We start from the raw sequence: 24,680 nt of genomic DNA, 5'->3' as shown, positions 1-24,680 counted from the left end.
CATTCTACCGAACCCTGCCGCCTTGTCAACGGTTATTTTCGAGAGAGACTAAAAACAAACTCAATCGAATCAACCCGTTACTTCGTAAATCAGGTGGCGCATTATACCGCTTCCAACCACCCTGTCAACCGCTATGTTGCAATTCGTTTTGAAGCACTGCAACCCTCAAAACCACCCTTGCAAGCCTGCCGGCCAACTCATCAAGGCGGCGAATTATAGAGCAACTCACCACCTTGTCAACCGATTTCTCAAAAGAATTCAGAACTCAAATTCTTTAACCTAATCAAACGGTTACTTCCGATTACCGGACCACCTCAGCGGTGCTCCCCTCGAAAGAGATGCGCATTCTACAGCGCTGGGCGGAGGTGTCAACGGCTTTTTCGCTTTTTCGGCAAAAAACCGCTGACCACACCCATTCTGCTCAATCCGTGACCAAAATGCGAGCAATTTTCTTCTTTCCCGCCTGGATCACTGCACTGTCGCCCAGCGCAAACATCTTCTCGCCCTCTAACTGGACGCCGTCTATATAAACAGCGCCCCGCGCCAACACATCCCGGGCAGCCGCACCATTCTTCACCAACCCGGCTTTTCGCAGCGCTGTTGCCACCGGCAGCTGCTCCATCCCTTCGAGCGACACCTCCACTTCCGGGACGTTATCGGGGATCTGCCCCAAAGCAACCCGATTACCCGCGGAACTATGAGCCGTGCGGGCAGCTTCTGCTCCGTGGAAGCGGGTGATTATCTCATCGGCCAGCAGGCGCTTGTACTCCTGTGGATTGGCCCCGCCTGCAACCGCCTGTCGGTACTCTTCAACTTCATGAAGTGGACGGAAGCTCAACAACTCGAAATAACGCCACAGCAACTCATCCGGGATTGAGAGCAGCTTGGTGAACATTTCGCCAGGGGCATCATTCACTCCTATGTAGTTACCCAGGGACTTGGACATTTTCTGCACCCCGTCCAGCCCCTCCAGAATCGGCACGGTGAGAATGACCTGGGAGGCCTGTCCATAGGCCTTTTGCACTGCGCGCCCCATCAGCAGATTGAATTTCTGATCCGTGCCACCCAACTCTACATCCGCCTCAAGGGCAACGGAGTCGTAGCCCTGGATCAGGGGGTACAGAAACTCGTGGATGGCTATGGGCTGTTCTGTCTTGTAGCGCTTGCTGAAATCATCGCGCTCGAGCATGCGGGCCACGGTGTACTGCCCGGCAAGCTTGATCATATCTGCCGCACCGAGCTGGTCCATCCATTCTGAATTGAACACCACCCGGGTTTTAGCCGGATCCAGCACTTTGAACACTTGCTCTTTATAGGTCACGGCGTTCGCGGCCACCTGCTCTTTGGTGAGCGGCGGGCGGGTTGCACTCTTACCACTGGGATCGCCGATCATGCCGGTGAAATCGCCAATCAGAAAAATGACGTCATGCCCGAGATCCTGAAACTGACGCAATTTGTTCAGCAGCACGGTGTGCCCCAGGTGCAGATCCGGCGCGGTGGGATCAAAACCCGCCTTGATCCGGAGCGGCCGGCCCAACTTCAGCTTGGCGACAAGCTCTTCTTCAGGGATTAACTCATCTATACCGCGAGTTATTATGGCCAGCGCGTCGTCAATTGATGTCATGAACGAAGATTCTCCAATAATGAAGTTGACTACAGGAGGCTACAGAGCCCAACCACGTAACACCGGGCCTACCACCAGGACAGATACAATATACACTGCGCACTCAATGGGCAGTCGATCACGATGCAGGGGGCGCATTATAGCAATGCGCAATGAGAAAATCCGCGCCCGCAAGCTCTATGCTGTGTGCTTTTTATACGGTAATCTTAGTGGACTTGCTTAATAGGATGGCGGTGGCTCGGCTATTTACGCTATCAATCATTTCGAGACGTCCATTTTTATAGGTTTTTACGTGTTTAAAAAATTCCCCAGAGCACACCTGGCCGCCGCTATTGTTATTGGCGCAGTGATTGGCACGGCAATGATATTCAGCCCCAGCGCCGAGGTCGAAGCCAAGCGCATGTCGGTCGCCATAGACACCCATTACGGAACCGCCCTGCCCACCAGCCACACGCCATCGAGCCAATCCGCTGATGCCCTCGCCAGCCCCAAGGCCAGCCTGTCGCCGGCTGAGGCCACCTCCGCAGCACCCGGTGTAACGGCAACCACCGAGACAGACATCCCGGCCGAGCCTGCCCTCACCTGGACAGAATTTGAGGTAAAACGAGGGGACACCCTCTCGGGCCTGTTCAAGCGCGCCGGCTACAACGACGGACTCATGCTCTCGGTAATAAACGGGGAGGGCGTGGCCAGCGACATTCAAAAACTCTACGCCGGCGAAACCATCGCCTTTGCTGAAAATGCCGACCACGACCTCGAAGCGCTGGTTCTGACCCGCAGCCGCACCGAGTCGCTGCAAATTGAACGCACCGAAACAGGCTTTACCGGCAAACAGGTGTTACGGGAGCCCGAAGTGCGTACCGTCTATGCACAAGCGGAAATCACAAGTTCGCTGTTTGGAGCCGGCCAGGCTGCCGGCCTGAGCGACAAGCTGACCATGGAACTGGCCGGCATCTTCGGCTGGGACATCGACTTTGTGCTGGAAGTTCGGGAAGGTGACCGATTCAGTCTGGTCTACGAAGAGCTGTACCTGGACGGTGAAAAAATTGATCACGGCAAAATCCTGTCCGCCAGTTTCACCAACCGTGGCCGCGAACTGGCTGCGGTGCTGTACACCGATGAAAACGGGGTTTCCAACTATTACACCCCTGAGGGCCGCAGCATGCGCAAAGCCTTCTTGCGCACACCGGTTGATTTTGCGCGTATTTCGTCGAATTTTAATTTGCAGCGCCGCCACCCTGTGCTGAACACTATCCGTGCGCACAAGGGTACCGACTACGCTGCGGCAACCGGTACACCGATCAAGGCGACCGGGGACGGCCGGGTTATCCATGTGGGACGGAAAGGCGGATATGGCAACACGGTTGTGCTGCAGCACGGCAACAACATCACCACGTTGTACGCGCACATGAGCAAATACGGACGCGGTATCAAATCCGGCACACGGGTCAAGCAAGGGCAGATCATTGGTTATGTGGGCGCTACCGGCCTCGCGACCGGACCTCACTTGCACTATGAATTCCGGGTCAACGGCACCCACCGTAACCCGGTCACGGTCAAGCTGCCTGACGCAGCCCCCGTCCCCAAAGCGCAGTTAGCGCATTTCAAAGCGGCCACCCAGGGGGCTCTGGCCCAGCTTGCTGCTCATCAGGAAGTCAATCGGATCACCCTGGCCCAGGGCGAATAACATGGCGTCCGCCAGCGATCTGTACATCGGGCTGATGTCCGGCACCAGCATGGATGGCATCGACGCCGCGCTGGTGTCTTTCGCCGGCTCGCAGCCCGAACTTTTGGCCACGCACACCACCCACTACGGCACGACGCTCCGGCAGCGCATCATCGCTGCCAGTCAGAACAAGGCCAACCCGGACGAATTAGGCGAACTGGATCATCAGATCGGCCAATTGTTTGCGCAGGCCGCCTGCGCCGCACTGGAACTTAGCGGCCTGACTGCCAGCCAGGTCACCGCAATCGGCAGCCATGGCCAGACTGTGCGCCACCAGCCCCGCAGCGCACACCCGTTTTCGATGCAACTGGGGGACCCCAACATCATTGTTGAACGTACGGGCATCCCCACCGTTGCGGACTTTCGGCGGCGTGATCTCGCCGCCCACGGCGAAGGCGCACCACTGGCCCCCGCGTTTCATCAGGCGTTTTTTGCGCACCCGGACGAAGACCGCTGCATCCTCAATATCGGCGGCATCGCCAACATTAGCTGGTTACCGGGCAACTCAGGCCAAACCACCCTCGGTTTTGATACCGGACCCGGCAATGCGTTGCTGGACGCCTGGTGCCAGGACCAGACCGGCAAACCCTTTGACCAGAACGGCCGCTGGGCAAGCGAAGGACGCATCCATCAGGATCTGCTCAACGACTTGCTCTCGGACGCTTATTTTTCGCTCCCGCCCCCGAAAAGCACCGGAAAAGAGAAATTCAATCTGCAGTGGCTGAAAACGTTTCTCAACCGCCATCCCGATGCAACGGGCGCCGATATTCAACGCACCCTGCTGGAACTGACGGTGACCACCATTACCCACCAGCTCCCCGAGTCCGGATCACTCAAGATATTTGCCTGCGGCGGCGGGGTATACAACGACGAGTTGATGAACCAGCTCAGACGGGCCTGCGCGCCCTGCCCGGTGAGTATTACCGACGAACTGGGCATTCATGCCCAATGGGTGGAGGCCATTGCATTCGCCTGGCTGGCGCAACAGACCATGGAAAAACGTCCGGGCAATTTGCCGGACGTCACGGGCGCATCCGGCGGACGCATTCTGGGGGGGGTGTACTGGCCCTAGGTGCTCGCTCGGGCCCGTTCAATGAAAGCCGGCCGGAATGATGCCCGGTCAGATGGTGAAGGAAGCTCCGCAACCGCAGGTGGAGCTGGCGTTCGGGTTTTGGACCACAAACTGGGAGCCCTGCAGCCCCTCCTGATAATCAATTGTGGCACCGATGAGATACTGATAGCTCATCGGGTCGACCAGCAAAGTCATGCCGGCTTTTTCGATGGCAGTGTCGTCTTCTTCCTGATGGTCTTCAAAAGAAAACCCGTACTGAAACCCTGAACAGCCACCACCGGTGACAAACACTCTCAATTTAAGTGCCGGGTTCTCTTCCTCTTCCACCAGTGCTCGTACTTTGGCTACCGCGTTATCGCTGAAAAACAGCGGGGTGGGTATCTGTTCCTGTACTAAACTCAAGCTGGCCTCCGGTACACATTGAGCGAATCGTAAGCAATTATGGTATTCCCGACCAAAGCAGTCAACTACTCTGCAAGCTCGGCAACCTTCTCCTCACCGGCCCGCTCGTCCTGATCCAGGGTAACGGATTGGTTACCGGGATACTGCTCCAGCAAACCAGCGGATTCCTGCTGGTGCACCAGGTTGCCATTGACCGCCGCGCCCATGGCCATTTCGATCAGGTTGTAATAGACATTGCCATGGATGGACGCCTTGGCCGCCAATTCAAGGTGCACACCAGCGTAAACATCCCCATGCACGGTGCCGTTGACGATCACGTAGGGGGCAACTATATCGCCGCGCACTTCACCGGCTTCGGAAATGCGCAAGATGGCTTCGCCGGTGTCATCGGCGGTAATTTTACCGCGCACTTTACCGTCGACGTGCAGCCCTCCGGAAAAGTGGACATCGCCCTCGATGGCGGTTTTCGCGGACACCATGGTGTCAAATTGCCCAGCGGGCCGGCGAACGGCCTGTTTTTTCTTGCCAAACATCTGTTAACTCTCCGTCAACTCATGCCAATCAAATGTTCTTTCGGACTGCGTCGGCCTGCGTCCCTGAGACTTCGCCACCACCTGAACCTCGATCGGTTCGAACCCCTCGGGAAACGACAAACGCCCTTCAATATCCTGAAAATAACGAAATCTGAATTTCACCCCGAGGTCTTTAATATCCGGTGACAGATCCCGCAGGGCGATGATTTCCTGCTCACCGTGCCGCAGCCCCATCACACTCACCGCCACCACCCCGCTGATAAAGTTCTTGTTGCCACCGACCTGGGTGAGCACCAGCTTGAAGGCGTAGTCTTGTTCACCCCGGGCCGGCTGGATGGTCAGTTGATCGACCTGCAACCCTTTGCTGACCGCGGACGGCGCCATGATGGTCTTGTAAAATGTCAGGTCCGACTTTAACCCCGCAATCGTGGTTTCCAGTTCGGTCAGCGAACGTCGCGCCTGGTTGAGGGCCTGGGTGTCCATGCTTCGCCCCCGCTCGAGTTGGATCACCCGCTGCTCCGCTTCCATCAGCCGGGTTTTGAGGGTTGCTTCGGAAGCCAACAGGGCGTCGCGGGATTGCAGCACCCGAGTGAAGTGCTCGTCCCCCTGCGTCTGCCCGACCTGGTAACCCACTGCGGCCGCCGCGCAGGTGCACAGGATCAGCACCAACAGCCCCCACCAGACCCGGCCGGGCTGATGGCGCACCACCACATATTCAGGTTTTTTGCGACTCACCGGGAGACCTATGGCAGCATGGCCGGCGCAGTCAGCCCCGCCGTCTCGTCCAGTCCGAACATGATGTTCATGTTCTGCACGGCCTGGCCCGCAGCGCCTTTGACCAGATTGTCGATGACCGAGGTGACCACCACCACTGCACTGTCTTCCTGGCGGTGCAGCGCCATCCGGCACATATTCACACCACGCACACTGCGGGTTTCCGGGTGACTGCCGGCCGGCATCACGTCAACGAAGGGCTCGTGCAGATAGCGGGTTTCGTACAGGCTCTGCAAGCGTTCAAAATCCGCCGGATCATTCAGTTGCGCGTACAGTGTGGCCTCGATACCGCGAATCATCGGCACCAGATGGGGCACAAAGGTGACACCGACCGGCTGATTACCCGCCGCGGCCACCAATTCCTGGCGTATTTCGGGAAGATGACGATGGCCGGACGCCCCATAGGCCTTGAAACTCTCCCCGACTTCGCCCTGCAGCAAACCGATCGAACCCTGACGTCCACCACCACTGGTGCCGGATTTGGCATCCGCGATCAACATGGCCGGATTCACCAGGTTATTTTCCAACAAGGGCAGAAAACCCAGTTGCACAGCCGTCGGGTAGCAACCGGGGTTGGCCACCAATTGCGCCTCGCGAATCTGCTCCCGCGCCGTTTCCGGCAGACCGTACACGGCCCTGGCCGCCCATTCGCTGCTTTCGTGGGGCGTGCCGTACCATTGGGCCCAGACGTCCAGATCCCGCAGGCGGAAATCCGCCGACAGATCCACCACTCGTACACCCCGGGCCAGCAACTCGGGCACCATGTGCATGGCAACCCCGTGGGGTGTTGCGAAAAACACCAGATCACAGGCTGCCAGTGTGGCGGGGTCGGGTTCGCTGAAAGCGAGGTCGTAATGACCGCGCAAATTGGGATACATGTCTGCGACCGGCACACCGGCCTCCGACCGTGAAGTGATGCAACGCACGTCGGCCTCCGGGTGCGAGGCCAGAATCCGCAACAGCTCCACTCCGGTATAACCCGTGCCCCCAACAATGCCTATTTTAATCACGTGCCACTCCAGAGCCTGCCTGCCCCCCGACCAAAGCATCAGAGAGGCGATGAATGTAAAAGGTTAGTCTACCACGATAACCCTATGACTTATTGCACCCCTAACAGGGGTGGTTACAATATCTATACGAATCCTGCCCACTGTCAACCGGAACCCAGGCCACCATGCGCAATCCCCGGCGTCTGTTTGCCGACAATCTGATCCCCATGTTTCGCCGGCGGCTGTCCGGTGTTGATGCGCTGCCACAACTGGCCTTACTGGGCCTGTTGTCCGGAATTGGCACTGGCCTGGTGATCATTCTGTTTCGCCGCGCCATCGAGCTGCCGCTGGAACACTTCCTGCCAGGGAACGACTCGGAAGCCTTTGAGCACCTGGACATGCTGACCCGCGGGTTACTTCCGCTGGCCGGCGCCTTGTCCATCGGCCTGTTTCTGCACCGTCTTAGCACGTCGGATCGGAAAGTCGGTGTTGTGCACGTGATGGAGCGCCTTAACTACCACCAGGGCTACATTACCTTCCGCAGCGCGGTGATCCAGTTTGTGGTGGGGGTGGGTACCGTCATCACCGGGCAGTCCGCTGGCCGTGAAGGCCCCGCGGTGCATCTGGGCGCGGCCTTTTCCAGTCTCATGGGCCAGTGGATGCGCCTGCCCAACAACAGCATCCGGACGCTGGTTGCCTGCGGCTGCGCGGCCGCCATTGCGGCGTCCTTCAACACGCCGATTGCCGGCGTGATCTTTGCGATGGAGGTGGTGATGATGGAATACACCATCGCCGGGTTCACCCCCATCATACTTGCGGCGGTCAGTGCCGCGGTGGTGAGCCAGGTGTTTTACGGCTCCGATCCTGCCTTCAGCGTGCCGGTGCTGACCATGAACTCACTGCTGGAAATTCCGTGGATTCTGGCCATTGCGGTGTTTATTGGTGCAGCCGCAGCGCTGTTTATCTTTTTGGTGGAGTTCGCAGGGCGCTTTCATAAACGTCCGGTGTTGTTGCGGCTCGCCATTGCCGGACTGGTGATGGTGCCCTTTGCCCTGCTCGTCCCCGAGGTCATGGGCATTGGCTACGACACTGTGGGCCAGGCCATCGACGGCAACCTGCCCTTCTTGTTGCTGCTCACCGCCGGAGCCGCCAAAGTGGTGATAACCGCGATTACCCTGGGGCTGGGCCTGCCCAATAGCATTATCGGTCCGTCCATCTTTATGGGCGCCACCCTCGGCGGCGCCATGGGGCTGGTAGGCGCTTATCTGGCCCCGGACCTGGCGTCCTCAGTTGGTTTCTACGCCATGCTGGGCATGGGGGCGATGATGGGCGCGGTCTTGCAGGCACCGCTGGCCGCCTTAATGGCGCTGCTGGAGCTGACCATGAACCCTCATATCATTCTTCCGGGAATGCTCGTCATCACCGTGTCGGGCCTGATCACCAGCGAGGTGTTTGGCAAAAAATCCCTGTTTATCGCCACCCTCAAAAGCCAGGGGCTGAGTTATCAGAGCTCACCGGTTATTCAGGCCTTGCGGCGCGTATCCGTTGGCGCCATCATGAACCGTGATCTGCGGCGCACGCCCCGCAATCTGTCTTTCGATGAAGCCACTGACTTGCTGAGGTCAGAGCCAAAATGGCTGATTGTCGAAGGCAGCAAAGGCCCCACCAGTTTGATGCTGGGGGCGGATCTGGCCCGCTACCTGGAGGATGTGGCCACCGAGTCCAGAGAAAAGTCCACCGAACGGCCAGAGACCATCGACCTGATGGAAATCCCCGCCCACCGGCGTGATATCAGTGCGGTGCAATACCAGGCCACTCTGGAAGAAGCGATGGACATATTTGACCAGACCGAGACCGAAGCCCTCTATGTACACCGGCATGCGGCACCGATGATCCAGCGAATTTACGGGGTGGTGCTGAAGTCCGATATCGAGAGTTATTACCAATACCGCCGTAATTGACCCCTGGAGTATGTTCATGTTGTGGATTAAGGCCCTTCACCTGATTGCCATGGTGTGCTGGTTTGCCGGGCTGTTTTACCTGCCGCGCCTGTTCGTTTATCACGCGGCCTGTGAGGACGTCCCCGGACGGGAGCGCTTTAAGACCATGGAGCGCAAGCTGTACCGGGGCATTACCACACCGTCGATGGTGGCGACCCTTTTGTTCGGGGGCTGGCTGGTGAGCTACAATGCAGCAGGTTACCTGAGCCAGGGCTGGCTACACGCCAAACTGGCCCTGATCGCGGTGCTGGTGGCCTATCATTTTTATTGCGGTCATCTGGTCAAGGTGTTCCGGGATGACAGCAACACCCGTACGCATGTGTTCTATCGCTGGTTCAATGAATTTCCTGTGTTGATTCTGGTGGCCGTCATTATCCTGGCCACAGTACGACCTTTTTGAGGAGTGAGCACTATCAACCTTCAACATCGCCCCCAAGTACTGGTTTTGTCAGGTCTTGACCCTTCCGGCGGTGCCGGCATACAGGCGGATATCCAGGCGATTACCGCGCTGGGGGCGCACCCGCTGCCGGTACTGACCTGCCTGACGGTGCAGGATACCTGCAACGTACACGGCGCCACCCCGGTGGAAGCGGAACTGATCCGGGCACAGCTTGAATGCCTCGAAGGCGACACCCCGATCCATGCGGTCAAAACCGGCGCGCTCGGCAACGCCGGGGTGGTTGCCGTATTGCTGGAATTCCTGACCCGACATCCGGAGTTGCCCCTGATTGTTGACCCGGTGATCAAAGCGGCCGGCGGCGGTGATCTGGCGGACCAGGCGCTGATTGAGTCGATGACACAGCAGCTGTTCAGCCACGCCGACGTGATTACCCCCAATGGGGTCGAGGTAGCACTGCTGGGCCACAGTGACCAGGAAACCCAAGCAGTCGCCCGTCTTCTCGACGCCGGTTGTCCTTCAGTGCTGGTGACCGGCGGCCACGGTGAGGGACCGGACATTATTAACACTCTCTACCGCCAGCAGCGACACCCCCAGCAATGGGCGGTGAAGCGGGTCGGCGGCGAATACCACGGTACCGGCTGCACCCTGGCGGCCGCCATTGCCGCTGGCCGGGCGGCCGGGCTGCCCCTGGAAGCAGCCATAGAGAGTGCGCAACGTTTCGTCTCCGCGGCAATCGACCGCGCGCTGGCGGTGGGCAGCGGGCAACCTGTTCCTGATCGCAGCACTGCCCCGTCACCGGCGTCATCATGAGCGGCCGTACCTTTGCCAAAGGGCTCAAACCGGGCCTTTATGCGGTTACCGACAGCCAGCTCCTCTCTGCACACACCATTGCCGGTGCGGTCGACGCGGCAATCCGTGGGGGCGCCGTGATGGTCCAGTATCGTGATAAAACCTCTACCGATACGGAACGGTTGCACATCGCCCAAAGCCTGCAGGCGGTATGCCGGTCCCATGGTGTGCCCCTGCTAGTCAATGACGACCCGCGCCTGGCTCAGCGAATACAGGCCGCCGGCGTACACCTGGGGCAAGACGACGGCTCCGTCGCGGATGCCCGGGCATTGCTGGGCGACGAAGCGATTATTGGTGTTACCTGCCACGGCAGTCTCAAGCTGGCCCATCAGGCCCGCGCTGCCGGGGCGGACTATCTGGCGTTCGGGCGGTTTTTCCATTCCCACACCAAGTCGGACGCCAGCGCGGCCGACCCCCGCGTGCTGGCTGAAGCGGCGGCACTGGACCTGCCCATCACCGCGATCGGCGGCATTACCACCGCAAACGGCGACACCCTGATCAAAGCCGGCGCCGACCTGCTGGCGGTGGTCGGCGGGCTGTTTGCGACGGAGGACGTCGAACATCAGGCGCGTGCTATCAGCACACTGATCGCCCGCCATCATCCCCTATTTCTCTGATCTACCAACCGGAGTTGCATACCATGTCTCAATCCGAAAATCTGTTCGCCCAGGCCCAGAAATACATTCCCGGTGGCGTCAACTCACCGGTGCGGGCGTTTCGCGGGGTCGGCGGTACCCCGCTGTTTTTCAAACGCGCCGAGGGCGCCTACCTGTACGATGAAGACGACCGGCGTTACATCGATTTCATTGGCTCCTGGGGGCCGATGATTCTCGGCCATTCGGATCCGCGCATCAAAGCGGCCCTGCATCAGCAGGTCGATCTGGGTGTGGGCTATGGTGCCCCCACCGCCATTGAAACTGAAATGGCCAAAAAAGTGTGCGAACTGGTGCCCTCCATTGAGCTGGTGCGTATGGTCAATTCAGGCACCGAAGCCACCATGAGCGCCATTCGTCTGGCTCGCGGCTATACCGGTCGTGACAAGATCGTTAAATTTGAAGGCTGCTACCACGGCCACGTCGACTCGCTGCTGGTCAAAGCCGGTTCGGGCGCCCTGACCCTTGGCGAACCCAACTCACCGGGTATCCCCGCGAGTCTGGCGGAGCTCACCCTGACCCTGGATTACAACGACATTGAGGGCGTCCGCAATACCTTTGCCCGGATGGGCGATGAAATTGCGGCCATCATTGTTGAGCCCGTCGCCGGTAACATGAACTGCATTCCGCCGGTGCCAGGCTTTTTGGAAGCCTTGCGCGACGTCTGTGACCAACACGGCACCGTACTGATCTTTGACGAAGTGATGACCGGCTTCCGGGTGGCCCTCGGCGGTGCCCAGCAGCACTACGGCGTGACCCCGGACCTGACCACACTCGGCAAGGTGATTGGCGGTGGTCTGCCAGTCGGTGCCTTCGGTGGCAAGCGCGCCATCATGGAGCAAATTTCACCACTGGGGCCGGTGTATCAGGCGGGCACCTTGTCTGGCAATCCGCTGGCGATGACCGCCGGGCTGGCCGCACTGAACGCGATTACCGAAGCGGGCTTTCACGACCGGCTGGCGGCCAAAACCGCGCGGGTGCGTGATGGCATCAAGGCGGCGGCTGACGAGGCGGGTATCCCCCTCACCGTGCAGGGTGTGGGCGGCATGTTTGGCCTGTTCTTCACCGAAGAGCGCAGCATCACCCGGTTCGACCAGGTGATGCAATGCGATACCGAGCGCTTCGGCCGTTTTTTCCAGGGTATGTTAAAGGAAGGCGTGTATCTGGCCCCTTCCGCATTTGAAGCCGGTTTCGCCTCCGCGGCCATGTCCGACGAAGACGTTGACTACACCATCGCCGCCGCGGCACGGGTCATGGCGACCCTGTGACCGGTCGTCCGGACGTCCGGCCGAATCACAACGCGGCAGCTCTGGCCTCGGCCTGATCCGCGCCTGCTAGGTTACCGCGGGCGCGGCGGATGTCTGCCAGCAACGACCAACCGGCACGCTGCAGCCTGACGTTGCTGCCCGTCAACGACAACCCCTTGAGGGTAAACTGTTCGGCCGCGCCCAGGTTGTTCTGTGCCACGTAGGCTTGCGACAACTTGAAATACACTTCCGATGAGCGTGGCGAGATGCGCTGCGCCCGTTCCAGTCTGTTGATTGCCCCCCGAACCTCCCCGCGGGCCAGCAATGCATCTGCCTCGCGAATCAATCCGGCGGCCGCGGGCGACAGGCGTTCTGCGGCATCCTGATACCGTGGTGACGCCGGAGCGTCCCGCTGCGGCGCTGGCGCAGCGGGGGGCGCATGCCGCTCGGGTGGGGGGGTAGGCAGGCTGCGGCGCTTCCGGGGTGGGCGCTGGGCCAGGAGGGGCGTTCGCGGGCACATAAATGGTCCCGCCCGGACCACTGGCACACCCGGCAAGCATTACCGAAATGGCGATCAGGGCTGCAAACTGTCGTGGTAATCTGTTCATCGGAAGATACCCTCAAACCAACCTTGTAATTTTCGTGTCAGACCGCCATTGCAAGTGACCTTCTGCGTGGGCTCACTGCCCGCAATGAACGGCATGAGGCGGGCATTCTGGCAGTACTCCTCAGTCAGCGCCTGCGCCGATGGGTCCACCCAGTGATAATTCACCCCGTCCGGCACCACCGGAGCAAACCCGTGCTGGGGAACTTGCGCCATAAATCCGGACCAGATAGGCAGCGCACCGGTGGCACCGGTAAGCGATGTCTCGCCGTTATCATCCCGCCCCACCCAGGTTACCGCAAGCAGGTCCCCACTGAAGCCCGCAAACCAGCTGTCCCGACCTGCGTCGGTGGTTCCGGTCTTGCCGGCGAGACTCAAATCCGGCGACACAAAGCGGTAGGCCGAGCGCCCGGTGCCCTCACGCATGGTTTCCTGCATCGCGTATTGCACCAGATGCACCGCCGCCGGATCGACCACCTGATTGACCGCCAGATGGTAGCGGGACAAGGCGTTACCCTGCGCGTCGGTTACCTGACGGATGCTGCGCAATGGCGTATTGAAACCCGATGTCGCCAGCCCCTGGTAGATCTGCGCTACCGTCACTGGGGTCATTGAGGCTGCCCCCAGCAGCATCGACGGGTATTCCGACACTGCATGGTCGACACCCAGTTTCTGCAGGGTGTCAACCACTGCGTCCACGCCGACATCCAGACCGACACGTACCGCCGGCAAGTTGTATGAGCGGGACAGCGCCAGGTGCAGGGGCACCTCACCCCGCTCTTCCCGGTCGTAATTCCGTGGTTCCCAGCGTTGGCCATCATCGAACACCAGGGCAAACCCGGAGTCGGTCACCGGTGTGACCAAAGTGTATTTGTCCGCCTGCTGCAAGGCGGCAAGGTACACAAAGGGTTTCATCAAGGAGCCTATCGGGCGCCATGCATCCAGCGCCCGGTTGAAGCCCACAAATCCCGGGTCCTGACCGCCCACTACGCCCAGCACCTCGCCGCTGTCCCGTGCAGTGACCACCATGGCCGCTTCCAGTTCCCCTCCCCGGGCCCGCCCGGCCAGCTGCTTGACGGTATGCTGCACCGCGTATTCCGCGGCGTACTGAATCGAGGGGTTGAGTGTGGTGAAGATGCGCAGCCCTTCGCTTTGCAAGTCTTCCTCTCGGTAGTCCCGTGCCAGATGGCGGCGCACCAGATCGATAAACGCCGGGTAGCGGTTTTCGCTGTAGGAAGGTCGTGCGGTGACCCCCAACGGCCGGGCCTGAGCCCGGGCGGCTTGACCCGCATCGATCTGGCCACTGTCCTGCAACAGCCGGATCACCAGATTACGCCGCGCCATGGCGCGCTCGGGGTGACGGCGCGGATCGTAATAACTGGGGCCTTTGACCATACCCACCAGCAGTGCCAGTTGCGACAACGACAGGTCGCGCAAGGACTCACCAAAGTAAAACTGGCTGGCCAGCCCGAAGCCGTGGATGCCCCGCGCGCCCGCCTGCCCCAGATAGACCTCGTTCAGGTAGGTTTCCAGAATATCCTGTTTGTCGTAATGCAGTTCCAGCAACAGCGACATCAGGGCTTCGTTGCCCTTGCGCACCAAGGTCTGCTCGCGGCTCAGAAAGAAGTTCTTCACCAACTGCTGCGTCAAGGTACTGCCACCTTGAACAACCCGTCCGGCCTGCAGGTTTGCCCAGAGTGCGCGGGCAATGGACAGGGGCGCGACGCCGTGGTGGTGGTAAAAATCACGATCTTCCACGGCCAGCAAGGCGGCCTCAAAATAGGGGGGTAAATCGTCCAGCTGGATCAGCACGCGGTCTTCCTTGTGGGCCGGATAGATGCCGCCTATCTGGGCGGGCCGGAGCCGCACGATGGCCGATGGGGCTCCTTCCAGCACCCGGAACCGGGTGACCTGGTCCCCCGACACCGTCAACGCCATCCGTCGCCGGGGTTCGGCCCCGTCCGGGAACACAAACCCCCGGGAACTGATGACAAAGCGGCTGCCCGATACTGTGTAGCTGCCCGCCCGCACGCCGTCACCCTGCTGGTAACCGGCCAGTTCCAGCTCCCGTTTCAGGGCGCCCACACTGATACTGGCACCGTCGTACAGTTCCAGCGGCCGCGCATACACCCGGGACGGCACTTCAAAACGCCGGCCCTCAAACCGGGAGGTGACCACCGCATCCAAATACACCAGCCAGCCGGCGAGGATGACGACGGCGATCAGAAAAATCCTGATCATTAACCGCCAGAACCAGGGCTTCCGTTTGCTGCCAGATCGTCTGGGAGAGTTGTTTTTACGTGACTTTTTTTTCGGGGCTGTTTTTTTCATGGGGCGATTATAACGAAATCAGCACCCTGGCGCGGGCTCTGTCTGTGTCATTTATGTAATGTGGCAGCTATGATAGCGGGCAGAAAAACCTGCCCCGACCGAGGAGAGACTTGTGAGTTCAGTAACCACCGATGATCTGATTCTGGCCCTGCAGAACCCGGACGTGTACAACCACCCAGTCTCGCACATCCAGGTGATGGAGACTCATATTTCCTGGGTCATCCTCACCGGCGACTACGCCTACAAGATCAAAAAGCCCATGGACTTCGGCTTTCTGGACTTTTCCACCCTCGACCGCCGTCAGCACTTCTGCAATGAAGAGTTGCGCCTCAACAGCCGGCTGGCGGGCAAACTGTATCTCGAAGTGTTACCCATCACCGGTTCACCCCAGGCGCCGGTGCTTGGCGGCACCGGCGAAGCCTTCGAGTACGCCATTCGCATGCGTCAGTTCAACCAGCAGGATCTGTTTGATGCCAGGCAGGAGCAAGGCACCCTGTCCGCCGAACTGGTCACCGAACTGGCCCGGCAAACCGCCCTGTTTCACCAGACACTGACGCCGGTCGCAGCGGACAAACCGCTCGGCACACCGGAGGCGGTGTATGCCGCCATGCAGGAGAACTTCGACCAGATTCGGCCCCTGCTGCCCGCCCCGGAGCTGGCTCCGCAATTGGACAGTCTGGAACACTGGACCCGTACAACCTTTGAACGGCACCAGGCTCTGATCAGCCAGCGCCGCGAAGACGGCTTTGTCCGGGAATGCCATGGCGACCTGCATCTGGCCAACATCACCGTGTTTGACGATCAGGTTACCGTATTTGACGGCATCGAATTCAACGAACCGTTCCGCTGGATCGACGTCATCAACGATCTGGCGTTCTTGCTGATGGATCTGGAAGCGCGGCGCGAATACGGCCATGCCAACCGGGTGCTCAACACCTATCTGGAGTACCGCGACGATTTCGACGCACTCGCCCTGCTGCCACTCTACAAAGCCTACCGGGCACTGGTCCGCGCCAAAATCGCTTTGTTCACCATGGGTAATCCGTCGCTGGGCGACACCGAGAAAGCCGGACTGGTCCAGCAATACCGGGATTATGCCAACCTGGCAGAATCCTACAGCGAAATACCGGACCGCTATCTGCTTGCCACCTGTGGCTTGTCTGCCAGTGGTAAAACCGCGGTCAGTGGTGTGCTGGCCAACGAGCTGGGCCTGATTCGGCTGCGCTCAGACATCGAACGCAAACGGCTGCACGGCCTGCAACCGCTGGAGTCCAGCAATTCTGCCACCGGCAGCCGTATGTACACCCCCGAAGCCAGCGCGAAAACCTATCAGCGCCTGACCCGCCTGACCTCACAACTGCTGGCCGCCGGATTTTCGGTGATCGTGGACGCCGCCAGCCTGAAGACCAGTGAGCGCGCCCAGTTAGCGGCCGTGGCCGAAGAGCAAGGCGTGCCTTTTGTACTGGTCTACTGCGAAGCACCTCTGGCCCTGCGCCGGGAATGGATCCGCGCCCGCCAGGGAGACGCGTCCGAAGCCACCGAGGACCTGTTCGATGTGCAGGCCACCTGGCTTGAGCCTCTGAACGCGGAAGAACAAGCCTATACGGCGCACGTTCACACCGAGCAGGAGGGCGCTGCCGAAGCGCTGGCTGACCGTATTCGCCAGCGACTGGCCGGTGCATCGGCGCCTTCCTCAGGCACCGCTGACTGAGGGTACAGGGGATGGGCGCCGGGCACGCCTGGCAGCGGGTCTGCCGGGTCGATGATTTGCAGCGCAGCGGTGCCATCGAGTTCAACCTCGATGGCACCGCCTGCTTTGTCATCTCGCTGAACGGGCTGATTGCGGCCTACGTTAACCGCTGCCCGCACCTGGGCATTGAACTGAACTGGATGCCCGGTCGGTTTTTCGACCTGGAGCGCACGTTTATTCAGTGTGCGACCCACGGTGCGCTGTTCACGCCGGACCGGGGCACCTGCATTGCGGGCCCTTGCCAGGGGGACGCCCTGTCGCCGCTGGAATGGACCCTGGCAGACGGGGCCGTGCTGGTCAGGATGCCAGTATAACCGGCACCGGCGTGCGCAGCCGCAACGAGCCGTCCGCCAGATCATCCGCCCGGTACGCCAGAACTTCCACCCCCGCCGCTGCCGCTTCCCGCAACAGCTGTCCGTAGGCGGGATCGATATGATCCGCCGGGCGGACCACCTCAATACCGGTATGATTCACGCAAAAACACAACACCGCGCGACCGCCGGCCGCCACCTGCGCCATCAGCTCACGCAGGTGTTTCTGTCCCCGTACCGTGACCGCATCGGGAAAGTACCCCTGTGGCACGCTGTGCGCCCCGGCGATTTCTGCCAGGGTCACATTTTTGACCTCCACCCAGGCGTCCGGTTGCGACTCGTGCCCCGACAGGAGCCAGTCAATGCGGCTGTTCTCACTGCCGTACCTGACCTCCGACCGGCGGGTCGCATAACCCGCCAGCTCACCGATGACACCCGCTTCAATCGCTTCCCCGACTTGCCCATTGGGTCTGGCGGTGTTGATACAGGCGACGTGCCCCGACGCTACCTCGACCAACTCCCAGGTGTAGCGCAGTTTGCGCTTCGGGTTGTCATTGGTGGTCAGCCAGACGCGGGCGTTGTCCGGCTGGCAGCCGCGCATGGAGCCGGTGTTGGGGCAGTGGGCAGTGACCACCGAGCCGTCCGCCAGCTGCACATCGGCAAGAAACCTTTTATAGCGTTTGAGTAAACGTCCCTCGACCAACCGGGCAGACAATTGCATACTATTCTCCTGGTAAGCTCATTGCAGGCAGCCATCATACGGAAGCACCGTAACGGCGCCAATGCGATAGAGCAAAATCACAGGACTGGCACGCCTGACCCTTATCTGCTATTTTCCGCAGATTCCCGTTTCAGGACGGGCGCCCTGATCAGCTGAAGTGCACCCAGATCAGCGCGCTCTTTTGAAGGACAAGAAGAGAGGCCGGGTTCAATGGCAAAAACTGTAGAAAAAACACGCGAGAGTTTTACCAACTTCACCCCTTACGAATCGAAAAAAGGTGAAGAATACATGAGCGCGGACATGCTCGAACACTTCCGTACCCTGTTACTGTCCTGGAAACAGGAGCTGATGGAAGAGGTCGACCGCACCATGACCCACATGCAGGAGGAAGCGGCCAACTACGCAGACCCCAGTGACCGGGCCACCCAGGAAGAAGAATTCAGCCTGGAATTGCGCACCCGGGACCGGGAGCGCAAGCTGATCAAGAAAATTGACCAGACCATCGACCGCATGGACAAGGACGATTATGGTTTCTGCGACCAGTGCGGTATAGAAATCGGCATCCGCCGGCTGGAAGCACGACCCACCGCTACGCTGTGCATCGACTGCAAAACCCTGGCCGAAATCCGCGAGCGTCAGACTGGTATCTGACCCCCACCCCAGCGCCGGCAGGGACATCTGGCCGGCGCGGTTCTGACTATGGCACGGGAGCATGACTACCGCGGGCGCTTTGCGCCCTCGCCCACCGGTCCACTCCACTTTGGTTCGCTGGTAACCGCGCTTGCCAGCTACCTTGAGGCCCGCCACCACAACGGCTCCTGGCTTGTCCGCATCGAAGACATTGACCCTCTGCGGGACTCCCCGCTCGCCAGTGAGCAGATCCTTGCCAGCCTGGATGCGCACCAGCTGCACTCCGACGAGCCGGTGCGCTATCAGTCCGATCGGCTCGACGCCTACGCCGCCACGGTGAATGAATTGTTAGCCACAGGTCTGGCGTATCGCTGCATCTGCTCCCGCAAGGAATTGCGCGGCACCAACGGTTACCACCCCAACCACTGCCGGAGCAGGCCACAGACGGCGGCGGGGCACGCGATCCGGTTTGTGCTGCAGGATGCACACACCCACTGGCAGGACGATTTACACGGCCCCCAGCAGCAGCGGATCCGCGCTGAAGCCGACGACCCGGTCATCGTCCGCAAAGAAGGTTTTGTTGCCTACAAGCTGGCGGTGATCGTGGATGACATTGACCAGCGCATTTCCCACATTGTGCGGGGGTCTGACCTGCTGACCACGACCGCTCAGCAATTGCAGATGTACCACGCCCTTAAGGCGCCGCCCCCACGGTGGCTGCACGTCCCGGTGATCACTGACCGCAGCGGTCAGAAACTGAGCAAACAAAACCACGCCCCGGCGCTGGACGACACCCAGCCTGCCCGCAATCTGCTGCTGGCCTTGACCTTCCTCGGCCAGCAGCCGCCGGCCTCCCTTCGGGGCGCCTCCGCCCGCACCGTTCTGGAGTGGGCCAGCCAGCACTGGCAACGGACCGACATGCCCCGCCACTCACCGGTGTGCAACCCGACAGCAGCCGTGTTATAACCACCGCTCAAGGTAACAGCACGGACCCAACACCCGATGTATATATATCGCCTCGTTTTCTTGCTGGTGCTCGCCATCTACATTTTCTCCCCCACCATTCTGGACTGGTGGATCGCCCCCGGGAACGTCTGGTACAGCCCGTTCATCATTTGGGGTGGCATAGTGGCCATCGGTGTCTGGCTCGAGTGGCGCCGGGATCCCAATGAGTTTTAGTCCGTCTGCCCTGTTAATCATCAGTTTATTCTATCTGGCCCTGTTGTTTGCAGTGGCCCACCTCACCGAGCGCGGTATTGTGCCCCGGGCCATCGCCCGACACCCAATAACCTACGTGCTCAGTCTGGGGGTGTACGCCGGTATCTGGGCGATCTATGGCGCGGTGGGCATGGCAGCGGACACCGGTTACGGATTTCTGGCCTATTACCTGGGCATCAGCGGGGCCTTTTTGCTGGCGCCCGTGCTGCTCAACCCCATCATGCGCATCAGCCGGGTGTACCAACTGACCTCACTGGCCGACCTGTTTGCCTTCCGCTACCGCAGTCAATGGGCCGGCACCCTGGTCACCGTGTGCTCAGCGAGCGCCATTATGTCGTTGCTCAGCATGCAGATTCAGGCGGTATCGAGTTCGGCCAGCCTGCTCGCCCCGGACGTCTCCCCCACCCTGATTGGGGTGCTGTTCAGCCTCATCATTATTGTGTTTACCGTCCTGTTTGGCTCGCAGCGCAATCAGGGTTCGGACAGTCATCAGGGACTGGTGGTGGCCATTGCCTTTGATTCTCTGGTCAAATTGACGGCGATGCTCGCGCTGGGCGCGGTGATTCTGCTCGCGGTGTTTGAAGGCTTTGCCGGCCTGGATGCGTGGCTGGCTTCGCACCAGCACCAAACAGGCCCCATGGATCTCAGCATAGGTGATGGCAGCTGGCGCGCGTTGATGCTGATGTCTTTCGCTGCAGCGCTGGTGCTGCCGCATATGTACCATATGATTTTCAGCGAAAACCCGAGCCCCAAAGGGCTGTCGAAAGCCAGCTGGGGACTGCCGCTGTATTTGTTGCTGCTGGGCTTGCCGGTGCCGCTGATTCTTTGGGGTGGCCTTGAACTGAACGCGGCTTCTGCCCCGAGCTACTTTGCGCTTGGCGTTGCCATGACCCTTGAAAGCCCGGCGTTGACCCTGGCGCTGTACGTAGCCGGTCTGTCGGCCGCCAGCGGCCTGATGATTGTCAGCACCCTTGCGCTCGCGGGCATGGTGCTCAACCACATGGTGCTGCCCCTGCATCCCCCGCAGGACCAGGGTAATATTTATGCCTGGTTGCGCTGGGTCAGACGCCTGTTGATTGCCGCCATCATTCTCGCCGCACTCCTCTTCCACGAAGTACTGGGCAAGCACCTCAGCCTGCACATACTCGGGGTGCTCTCCCTGGCAGCCACCTTGCAGCTGTTGCCAGGGGCCCTGGCTATTATGTACTGGCCGGAAGGGAACCGCCGGGGTCTGCTGGCCGGTCTGGTGGCCGGCCTTACCGTCTGGGTATTTACGCTGGTGTTGCCGTTTTCGCACACCGCAGATCTGCTCGCCTGGCTGGGCTCTCCCATAGTGCCGGACTTCACCAACTGGCACGTCTTCACCTTCCTGAGCCTGACGGTCAATGTCACCGCGTTCGCCATGGTGTCCATGCTCAACAAACCCAGCGCCGAAGAGTACAGTGCTGCCCAGGCATGCTCTTGGGGGGCGCTGTCCCGCCCGCAACGCCGCGAACTCCTCGCCGGTTCATCCCGGGACTTTATCCAGCAGCTGGCCGAACCTCTCGGGCATAAGGTCGCCCGCCGGGAAGTTCAGCGGGCATTGGCACAGCTGCAGCTCCCCGCCGTGGAATACCGCCCCTACCAGCTGCGGCGCCTGCGCGACAAGATCGAAGCCAATCTGTCCGGTCTGTTGGGTCCCTCGGTTGCCCGGGACATGGTCAAACGCCACCTGGGCTTCAAACCCATGGCCGGTGACAACAATGCCCAGGATATCCGCTACGTCGAACGGGCCCTGGGCGACTACCAGAATCAGCTCACCGGGCTGGCCGGGGAACTGGACAACCTGCGCAGGCACTATCGCCAGACTCTGCAGAACCTGCCGATTCCGGCCTGTTCCCTGGGCGAGGATGGCGAGATTTTGATGTGGAACCACACCATGGAGCAACTCACCGGGATCTCGGCGGACGACGTAGTCGGGGCGCGCTTGAACGCCTTGCCCGAACACTGGCAGACATTGTTTGACGAGTTCGTCCGCGGCACCGAGCGCCACCGCTACAAGCACCGGCTGGATCTGCGCGGTCGTCCCCACTGGTTCAACCTGCACAAGGCCGCACTCAGCGGGGCCGACCACGCCGAAGGCGGCAGCATCATTCTGGTAGAAGACCAGACCGAAACCCGGTTACTCGAGGACGAACTGATACACAGTGAACGGCTGGCCTCGGTCGGTCGGCTGGCAGCTGGCGTCGCCCATGAAATCGGCAACCCGGTGACCGGCATCTCTTCACTGGCGCAGAATCTCAAACTGGAAACCGCCGACCCTGACATCCTGGCCACCGCCGACCAGATCCAGCAACAGACCCGCAGAATATCGAACATCCTGCAATCGCTGATGAATTTTGCCCGGTCGGGCAACCACACCCCGGCAAACCGCTACGAACCGGTACCGATCCGGCGCTGCATTGACGAGTCCATCAATCTGCTGTCGCTGAGCGAGCAGACCCGGGGAATCGCGTTCAGCAACGACTGCCCCGAAGACTTGCTGATCCTCGGTGACGAACAGCGACTGGTACAGGTTTTTATCAACCTGCTGGGCAACGCCCGGGATGCGTCCGCCCCAGACGGCCGCATACACATCAGTGGAAACAGGGAGGGATACTCCGCTATCATCGAGGTGATTGATGAAGGCAGTGGCATCCCGGCGGACCAGCTCGATCATATATTCGAACCCTTTTATACCACCAAAGGTCCAAGCCAGGGCACGGGCCTTGGCCTGTCGCTGGTTTACAGTATCGTTGAAGAACATTATGGCAATATACAAGTGGAGAGCCCGGCCAACCCGGACACCGGGCACGGCACCTGCGTCCGGCTGAGACTGCCTGCCTATGATGCGGATGCCTGAAACGGGGCTCTGGACACCCCGGAGCCCGCTGAACCAAAGGTCGTGAAATCGATATGCCCCGCGTGTTAATCGTTGAAGATGAAGAAATAATCCGTTCCGCCCTGCGCAAGCTGCTCGAGCATGCCGGCTATGAGGTGGCGGTAGCCGGTGCCGTGCATGAGGCCGAGCAGGGTTTCGACCTCGACAGCTTTGACCTTATCATTTCAGACCTGCGACTCCCCGGCGCGCCCGGAACCGAACTGATTCAGCGCGCACCCACTACGCCCGTGCTGATCATGACCAGCTACGCCAGCCTGCGATCTGCGGTGGACTCCATGAAAATGGGTGCCGTAGAGTACATCGCCAAACCCTTTGATCATGATGAGATGCTGGCCGCCATTGCCGCCATTCTCGCCCGCACCCCCGTGCACGATCGCGGTGCGGGCCCTTCGGCGGGCGTGGCCGACGCAGATCCGGCCAACATCATGTACGGTGAGTGTGACGCCATGCAGCAGGTGTTTACCCTGATCCGCAAGGTGGCCCCAACCGACACCACGGTTCTGGTGCAAGGCGAATCGGGCACCGGTAAGGAACTGGTTGCCCGGGCGCTGCACCTGCTCAGCCCGCGCCATGGCAGGCCGTTGATCTCAGTCAACTGCGCGGCCATCCCCGAAAGCCTGATCGAATCGGAGCTGTTCGGTCATGAAAAAGGCGCATTTACCGGGGCGGTGACCGCCCGTACCGGACTGATAGAAGCTGCCGATGGGGGCAGTCTGTTTCTGGACGAAATTGGCGAGCTGCCACCGGAGGCACAGGCCCGCCTGCTGCGGGTGCTGCAGGAAGGCGAGATACGCACGGTGGGCTCAACCCAGAGCCGCAAGGTGGATGTCCGCATGATTGCCGCGACTCACCGCAACCTGAAAGCCATGACGCGCACCGGTGAGTTCCGGGAGGACCTCTACTACCGTCTGAACGTCATGCAGATCCGCATACCGCCGCTGCGGGAACGCCAGACCGACGTTTTGGGGCTGGCGCAGCGCTTTGTGAACCAGCATAGCGAGCGTATGGGCAAGGCCAACCTGCATCTGAGCCCTGAAGCCATGCGCACCCTGCAACGGCACCGTTGGCCCGGCAACGTGCGCGAACTGGAAAACGCCATCGAACGGGCCAGCATTCTGTGCGAGGGCGACGTGATTACCCCGGCGGTGCTGGATCTGGACATGGAAAGTGAAGAGGTTGCTATTCCGGAATCGCTGGTGACCGGCGATAACCAACCCGCCCGCCCCCCGGCGACCGACGACGGTAACGACCTGTCGCTGGAGGACTACTTTCAGCATTTCGTGCTGGAAAACGAAGAGCGCATGAGTGAAACCGAACTGGCACAGAAGCTGGGGATCAGCCGCAAGTCTTTATGGGAGCGCCGCCAGCGTCTGGGCATCCCGAGAAAGAAGTCGACCTGAGACCGGGGTGTTACCCGGCGTTACCGCAAGGAACACTGTAAGTATAAAAACGGACCCGCGAGTAACACTTCCTTCTTAAAATCACCTGCCAAAAAAACCAACACCAGCGCAACCCACTGATTTATAACGTTTAATCAAAAGTGGCACAGGCTCTGCAATATCTACAGTGCACAACAACAAAAACAACGTGACAAAGCAGCGGAAAAAACAAAAACAAAAAGCTGCAGGCAAACGTTCAGCAACAAAAACAAAAATAGAACGTGAAACGAACTGAGTGTATTGGGTGCTAAGCTTTTTTAGTGGTGCTCTGATAAGTGCGAGCTGTAGGTGTAGAAAAGAAGCGTCGTCCAGATGCCGATATATCTGCTAGAACCTTGCCCTGTATCGTTGACCACACTCTAGTGCTCAAGGCGTTCCGTTTGTGCAGACTCGCCTCTTGTTGAGGCAACAAGCGAGGGGCAAGAACTCAAAGAAGAAGCCCGGCAAAAACAAAAACAATTCAGATCGTCATTTCTTCTGGGGCGGG

23 protein-coding genes are annotated in these 24,680 nt (G+C 60.1%); 15 read left to right on the top strand and 8 right to left on the bottom strand.

Annotated features, from left to right (window positions below; genetic code table 11):
• On the top strand, positions 1-219 hold a 219-nt coding region (locus BG841_RS17185; RefSeq protein ID WP_206743998.1), incomplete at its 5' end, for a hypothetical protein.
• 202 nt (positions 220-421) lie between these two features.
• Here BG841_RS17185 and tyrS read toward each other — a convergent pair.
• Entirely contained in the window at positions 422-1,624 is a 1,203-nt protein-coding gene (gene tyrS, locus BG841_RS08720; RefSeq protein ID WP_070057303.1) for a tyrosine--tRNA ligase, read from the bottom strand.
• A gap of 292 nt (positions 1,625-1,916) precedes the next feature.
• Between tyrS and BG841_RS08715 the strand changes: the two genes are divergently transcribed.
• Positions 1,917-3,311 (top strand): OapA family protein, encoded by a 1,395-nt coding sequence (locus tag BG841_RS08715; RefSeq protein WP_070057302.1) that lies wholly within the window; start codon positions 1,917-1,919, stop codon positions 3,309-3,311.
• A 1-nt stretch (position 3,312) separates the two neighbouring features.
• Positions 3,313-4,422, top strand: a complete 1,110-nt coding sequence (locus tag BG841_RS08710; protein WP_070057301.1) for an anhydro-N-acetylmuramic acid kinase — start codon at positions 3,313-3,315, stop codon at positions 4,420-4,422.
• A 48-nt stretch (positions 4,423-4,470) separates the two neighbouring features.
• Here BG841_RS08710 and erpA read toward each other — a convergent pair whose 3' ends face one another.
• The 4 genes from erpA to argC all read right to left on the bottom strand — a co-directional run bounded on the left by erpA (position 4,471) and on the right by argC (position 7,141).
• On the bottom strand, positions 4,471-4,824 hold the full coding sequence (gene erpA / locus BG841_RS08705) for an iron-sulfur cluster insertion protein ErpA (protein ID WP_070057300.1): 354 nt from the start codon (positions 4,822-4,824) through the stop codon (positions 4,471-4,473).
• Positions 4,825-4,889: 65 nt separating this feature from the next.
• Positions 4,890-5,357 carry a bactofilin family protein gene (locus BG841_RS08700; RefSeq protein WP_070057299.1) on the bottom strand — a complete coding sequence of 156 codons (468 nt, stop codon included), beginning with the start codon at positions 5,355-5,357 and terminating at the stop codon, positions 4,890-4,892.
• 3 nt (positions 5,358-5,360) lie between these two features.
• Positions 5,361-6,092, bottom strand: coding sequence for a DUF6776 family protein (locus tag BG841_RS08695; protein WP_070057298.1), 732 nt, complete (start codon positions 6,090-6,092; stop codon positions 5,361-5,363).
• Positions 6,093-6,100: 8 nt separating this feature from the next.
• Complete coding sequence (gene argC, locus BG841_RS08690; protein WP_070057297.1) at positions 6,101-7,141, bottom strand: N-acetyl-gamma-glutamyl-phosphate reductase; 1,041 nt, start codon at positions 7,139-7,141, stop codon at positions 6,101-6,103.
• A gap of 164 nt (positions 7,142-7,305) precedes the next feature.
• Between argC and BG841_RS08685 the strand changes: the two genes are divergently transcribed.
• From BG841_RS08685 to hemL, 5 genes are read left to right on the top strand one after another with little or no spacing between them, the layout of a single operon-like run.
• Positions 7,306-9,081 (top strand): chloride channel protein, encoded by a 1,776-nt coding sequence (locus BG841_RS08685; RefSeq protein WP_070057296.1) that lies wholly within the window; start codon positions 7,306-7,308, stop codon positions 9,079-9,081.
• Between the two features lie 10 nt (positions 9,082-9,091).
• Positions 9,092-9,520: a protoporphyrinogen oxidase HemJ gene (gene hemJ / locus BG841_RS08680; protein ID WP_206743997.1), complete on the top strand. Its 429-nt coding sequence runs from the start codon at positions 9,092-9,094 to the stop codon at positions 9,518-9,520.
• Positions 9,521-9,559: 39 nt separating this feature from the next.
• Positions 9,560-10,330 carry a bifunctional hydroxymethylpyrimidine kinase/phosphomethylpyrimidine kinase gene (gene thiD, locus BG841_RS08675; protein WP_070058756.1) on the top strand — a complete coding sequence of 257 codons (771 nt, stop codon included), beginning with the start codon at positions 9,560-9,562 and terminating at the stop codon, positions 10,328-10,330.
• On the top strand, positions 10,327-10,986 hold the full coding sequence (gene thiE, locus BG841_RS08670) for a thiamine phosphate synthase (protein WP_070057294.1): 660 nt from the start codon (positions 10,327-10,329) through the stop codon (positions 10,984-10,986). The genes thiD and thiE overlap by 4 nt, the downstream gene beginning before the upstream one ends.
• A gap of 23 nt (positions 10,987-11,009) precedes the next feature.
• Positions 11,010-12,290 (top strand): glutamate-1-semialdehyde 2,1-aminomutase, encoded by a 1,281-nt coding sequence (hemL, locus tag BG841_RS08665; protein WP_070057293.1) that lies wholly within the window; start codon positions 11,010-11,012, stop codon positions 12,288-12,290.
• Positions 12,291-12,315: 25 nt separating this feature from the next.
• Here the strand turns inward: hemL and BG841_RS08660 are convergent, their stop codons facing one another.
• Both BG841_RS08660 and mrcB read right to left on the bottom strand, forming a co-directional pair.
• Positions 12,316-12,789 carry a tetratricopeptide repeat protein gene (locus BG841_RS08660; RefSeq protein WP_228141632.1) on the bottom strand — a complete coding sequence of 158 codons (474 nt, stop codon included), beginning with the start codon at positions 12,787-12,789 and terminating at the stop codon, positions 12,316-12,318.
• An 84-nt stretch (positions 12,790-12,873) separates the two neighbouring features.
• Entirely contained in the window at positions 12,874-15,204 is a 2,331-nt protein-coding gene (gene mrcB, locus BG841_RS08655) for a penicillin-binding protein 1B (RefSeq protein WP_070057292.1), read from the bottom strand.
• 112 nt (positions 15,205-15,316) lie between these two features.
• Here mrcB and BG841_RS08650 point away from each other — a divergent pair, with 112 nt between their 5' ends.
• Together BG841_RS08650 and BG841_RS08645 are read left to right on the top strand one after the other, a co-directional pair.
• Positions 15,317-16,915 (top strand): AAA family ATPase, encoded by a 1,599-nt coding sequence (locus BG841_RS08650; RefSeq protein ID WP_070057291.1) that lies wholly within the window; start codon positions 15,317-15,319, stop codon positions 16,913-16,915.
• 11 nt (positions 16,916-16,926) lie between these two features.
• Complete coding sequence (locus BG841_RS08645; RefSeq protein WP_070057290.1) at positions 16,927-17,268, top strand: Rieske (2Fe-2S) protein; 342 nt, start codon at positions 16,927-16,929, stop codon at positions 17,266-17,268.
• On the opposite strand, the gene sfsA is transcribed toward BG841_RS08645, so the two are convergent.
• Positions 17,252-17,986, bottom strand: coding sequence for a DNA/RNA nuclease SfsA (gene sfsA / locus BG841_RS08640; protein WP_070057289.1), 735 nt, complete (start codon positions 17,984-17,986; stop codon positions 17,252-17,254). The two genes, BG841_RS08645 and sfsA, sit on opposite strands and share 17 nt — an antisense overlap.
• Before the next feature lie 210 nt (positions 17,987-18,196).
• Between sfsA and dksA the strand changes: the two genes are divergently transcribed.
• Genes dksA through BG841_RS08620 form a run of 5 tightly spaced genes read left to right on the top strand, consistent with a single transcriptional unit; the run spans position 18,197 to position 24,154 of the window.
• Positions 18,197-18,637 (top strand): RNA polymerase-binding protein DksA, encoded by a 441-nt coding sequence (dksA, locus tag BG841_RS08635; RefSeq protein ID WP_070057288.1) that lies wholly within the window; start codon positions 18,197-18,199, stop codon positions 18,635-18,637.
• A 48-nt stretch (positions 18,638-18,685) separates the two neighbouring features.
• Positions 18,686-19,582 carry a tRNA glutamyl-Q(34) synthetase GluQRS gene (gene gluQRS, locus BG841_RS08630; RefSeq protein ID WP_070057287.1) on the top strand — a complete coding sequence of 299 codons (897 nt, stop codon included), beginning with the start codon at positions 18,686-18,688 and terminating at the stop codon, positions 19,580-19,582.
• Between the two features lie 36 nt (positions 19,583-19,618).
• On the top strand, positions 19,619-19,795 hold the full coding sequence (locus tag BG841_RS17150) for a hypothetical protein (protein WP_198929173.1): 177 nt from the start codon (positions 19,619-19,621) through the stop codon (positions 19,793-19,795).
• Positions 19,785-22,715, top strand: a complete 2,931-nt coding sequence (locus tag BG841_RS08625) for an ATP-binding protein (protein ID WP_070057286.1) — start codon at positions 19,785-19,787, stop codon at positions 22,713-22,715. The genes BG841_RS17150 and BG841_RS08625 overlap by 11 nt, the downstream gene beginning before the upstream one ends.
• 53 nt (positions 22,716-22,768) lie before the next feature.
• The gene (locus BG841_RS08620; RefSeq protein ID WP_070057285.1) at positions 22,769-24,154 is read left to right on the top strand and encodes a sigma-54-dependent transcriptional regulator; all 1,386 of its coding nucleotides are present in this window, start codon (positions 22,769-22,771) and stop codon (positions 24,152-24,154) included.
• The last annotated feature ends 526 nt before the right edge of the window (positions 24,155-24,680 follow it).

The organism is Marinobacter sp. X15-166B, from assembly GCF_001752365.1.
GTDB lineage: Bacteria > Pseudomonadota > Gammaproteobacteria > Pseudomonadales > Oleiphilaceae > Marinobacter.
The sequence above is the reverse complement of the archived record's forward strand: the minus strand, read 5'-3'. Positions and strand labels throughout refer to the sequence as shown.

Coding starts and splice junctions, on each gene's coding strand:
- tyrS (WP_070057303.1), bottom strand. CDS start 1,624: ATGACATCAATTGACGACGCGCTGGCCATAATAACTCGCGGTATAGAT.
- BG841_RS08710 (WP_070057301.1), top strand. CDS start 3,313: ATGGCGTCCGCCAGCGATCTGTACATCGGGCTGATGTCCGGCACCAGC.
- BG841_RS08700 (WP_070057299.1), bottom strand. CDS start 5,357: ATGTTTGGCAAGAAAAAACAGGCCGTTCGCCGGCCCGCTGGGCAATTT.
- BG841_RS08685 (WP_070057296.1), top strand. CDS start 7,306: ATGCGCAATCCCCGGCGTCTGTTTGCCGACAATCTGATCCCCATGTTT.
- hemJ (WP_206743997.1), top strand. CDS start 9,092: ATGTTCATGTTGTGGATTAAGGCCCTTCACCTGATTGCCATGGTGTGC.
- thiE (WP_070057294.1), top strand. CDS start 10,327: ATGAGCGGCCGTACCTTTGCCAAAGGGCTCAAACCGGGCCTTTATGCG.
- hemL (WP_070057293.1), top strand. CDS start 11,010: ATGTCTCAATCCGAAAATCTGTTCGCCCAGGCCCAGAAATACATTCCC.
- BG841_RS08660 (WP_228141632.1), bottom strand. CDS start 12,789: ATGTGCCCGCGAACGCCCCTCCTGGCCCAGCGCCCACCCCGGAAGCGC.
- mrcB (WP_070057292.1), bottom strand. CDS start 15,204: ATGAAAAAAACAGCCCCGAAAAAAAAGTCACGTAAAAACAACTCTCCC.
- BG841_RS08645 (WP_070057290.1), top strand. CDS start 16,927: ATGGGCGCCGGGCACGCCTGGCAGCGGGTCTGCCGGGTCGATGATTTG.
- sfsA (WP_070057289.1), bottom strand. CDS start 17,986: ATGCAATTGTCTGCCCGGTTGGTCGAGGGACGTTTACTCAAACGCTAT.
- dksA (WP_070057288.1), top strand. CDS start 18,197: ATGGCAAAAACTGTAGAAAAAACACGCGAGAGTTTTACCAACTTCACC.
- gluQRS (WP_070057287.1), top strand. CDS start 18,686: ATGGCACGGGAGCATGACTACCGCGGGCGCTTTGCGCCCTCGCCCACC.
- BG841_RS17150 (WP_198929173.1), top strand. CDS start 19,619: ATGTATATATATCGCCTCGTTTTCTTGCTGGTGCTCGCCATCTACATT.
- BG841_RS08625 (WP_070057286.1), top strand. CDS start 19,785: ATGAGTTTTAGTCCGTCTGCCCTGTTAATCATCAGTTTATTCTATCTG.
- BG841_RS08620 (WP_070057285.1), top strand. CDS start 22,769: ATGCCCCGCGTGTTAATCGTTGAAGATGAAGAAATAATCCGTTCCGCC.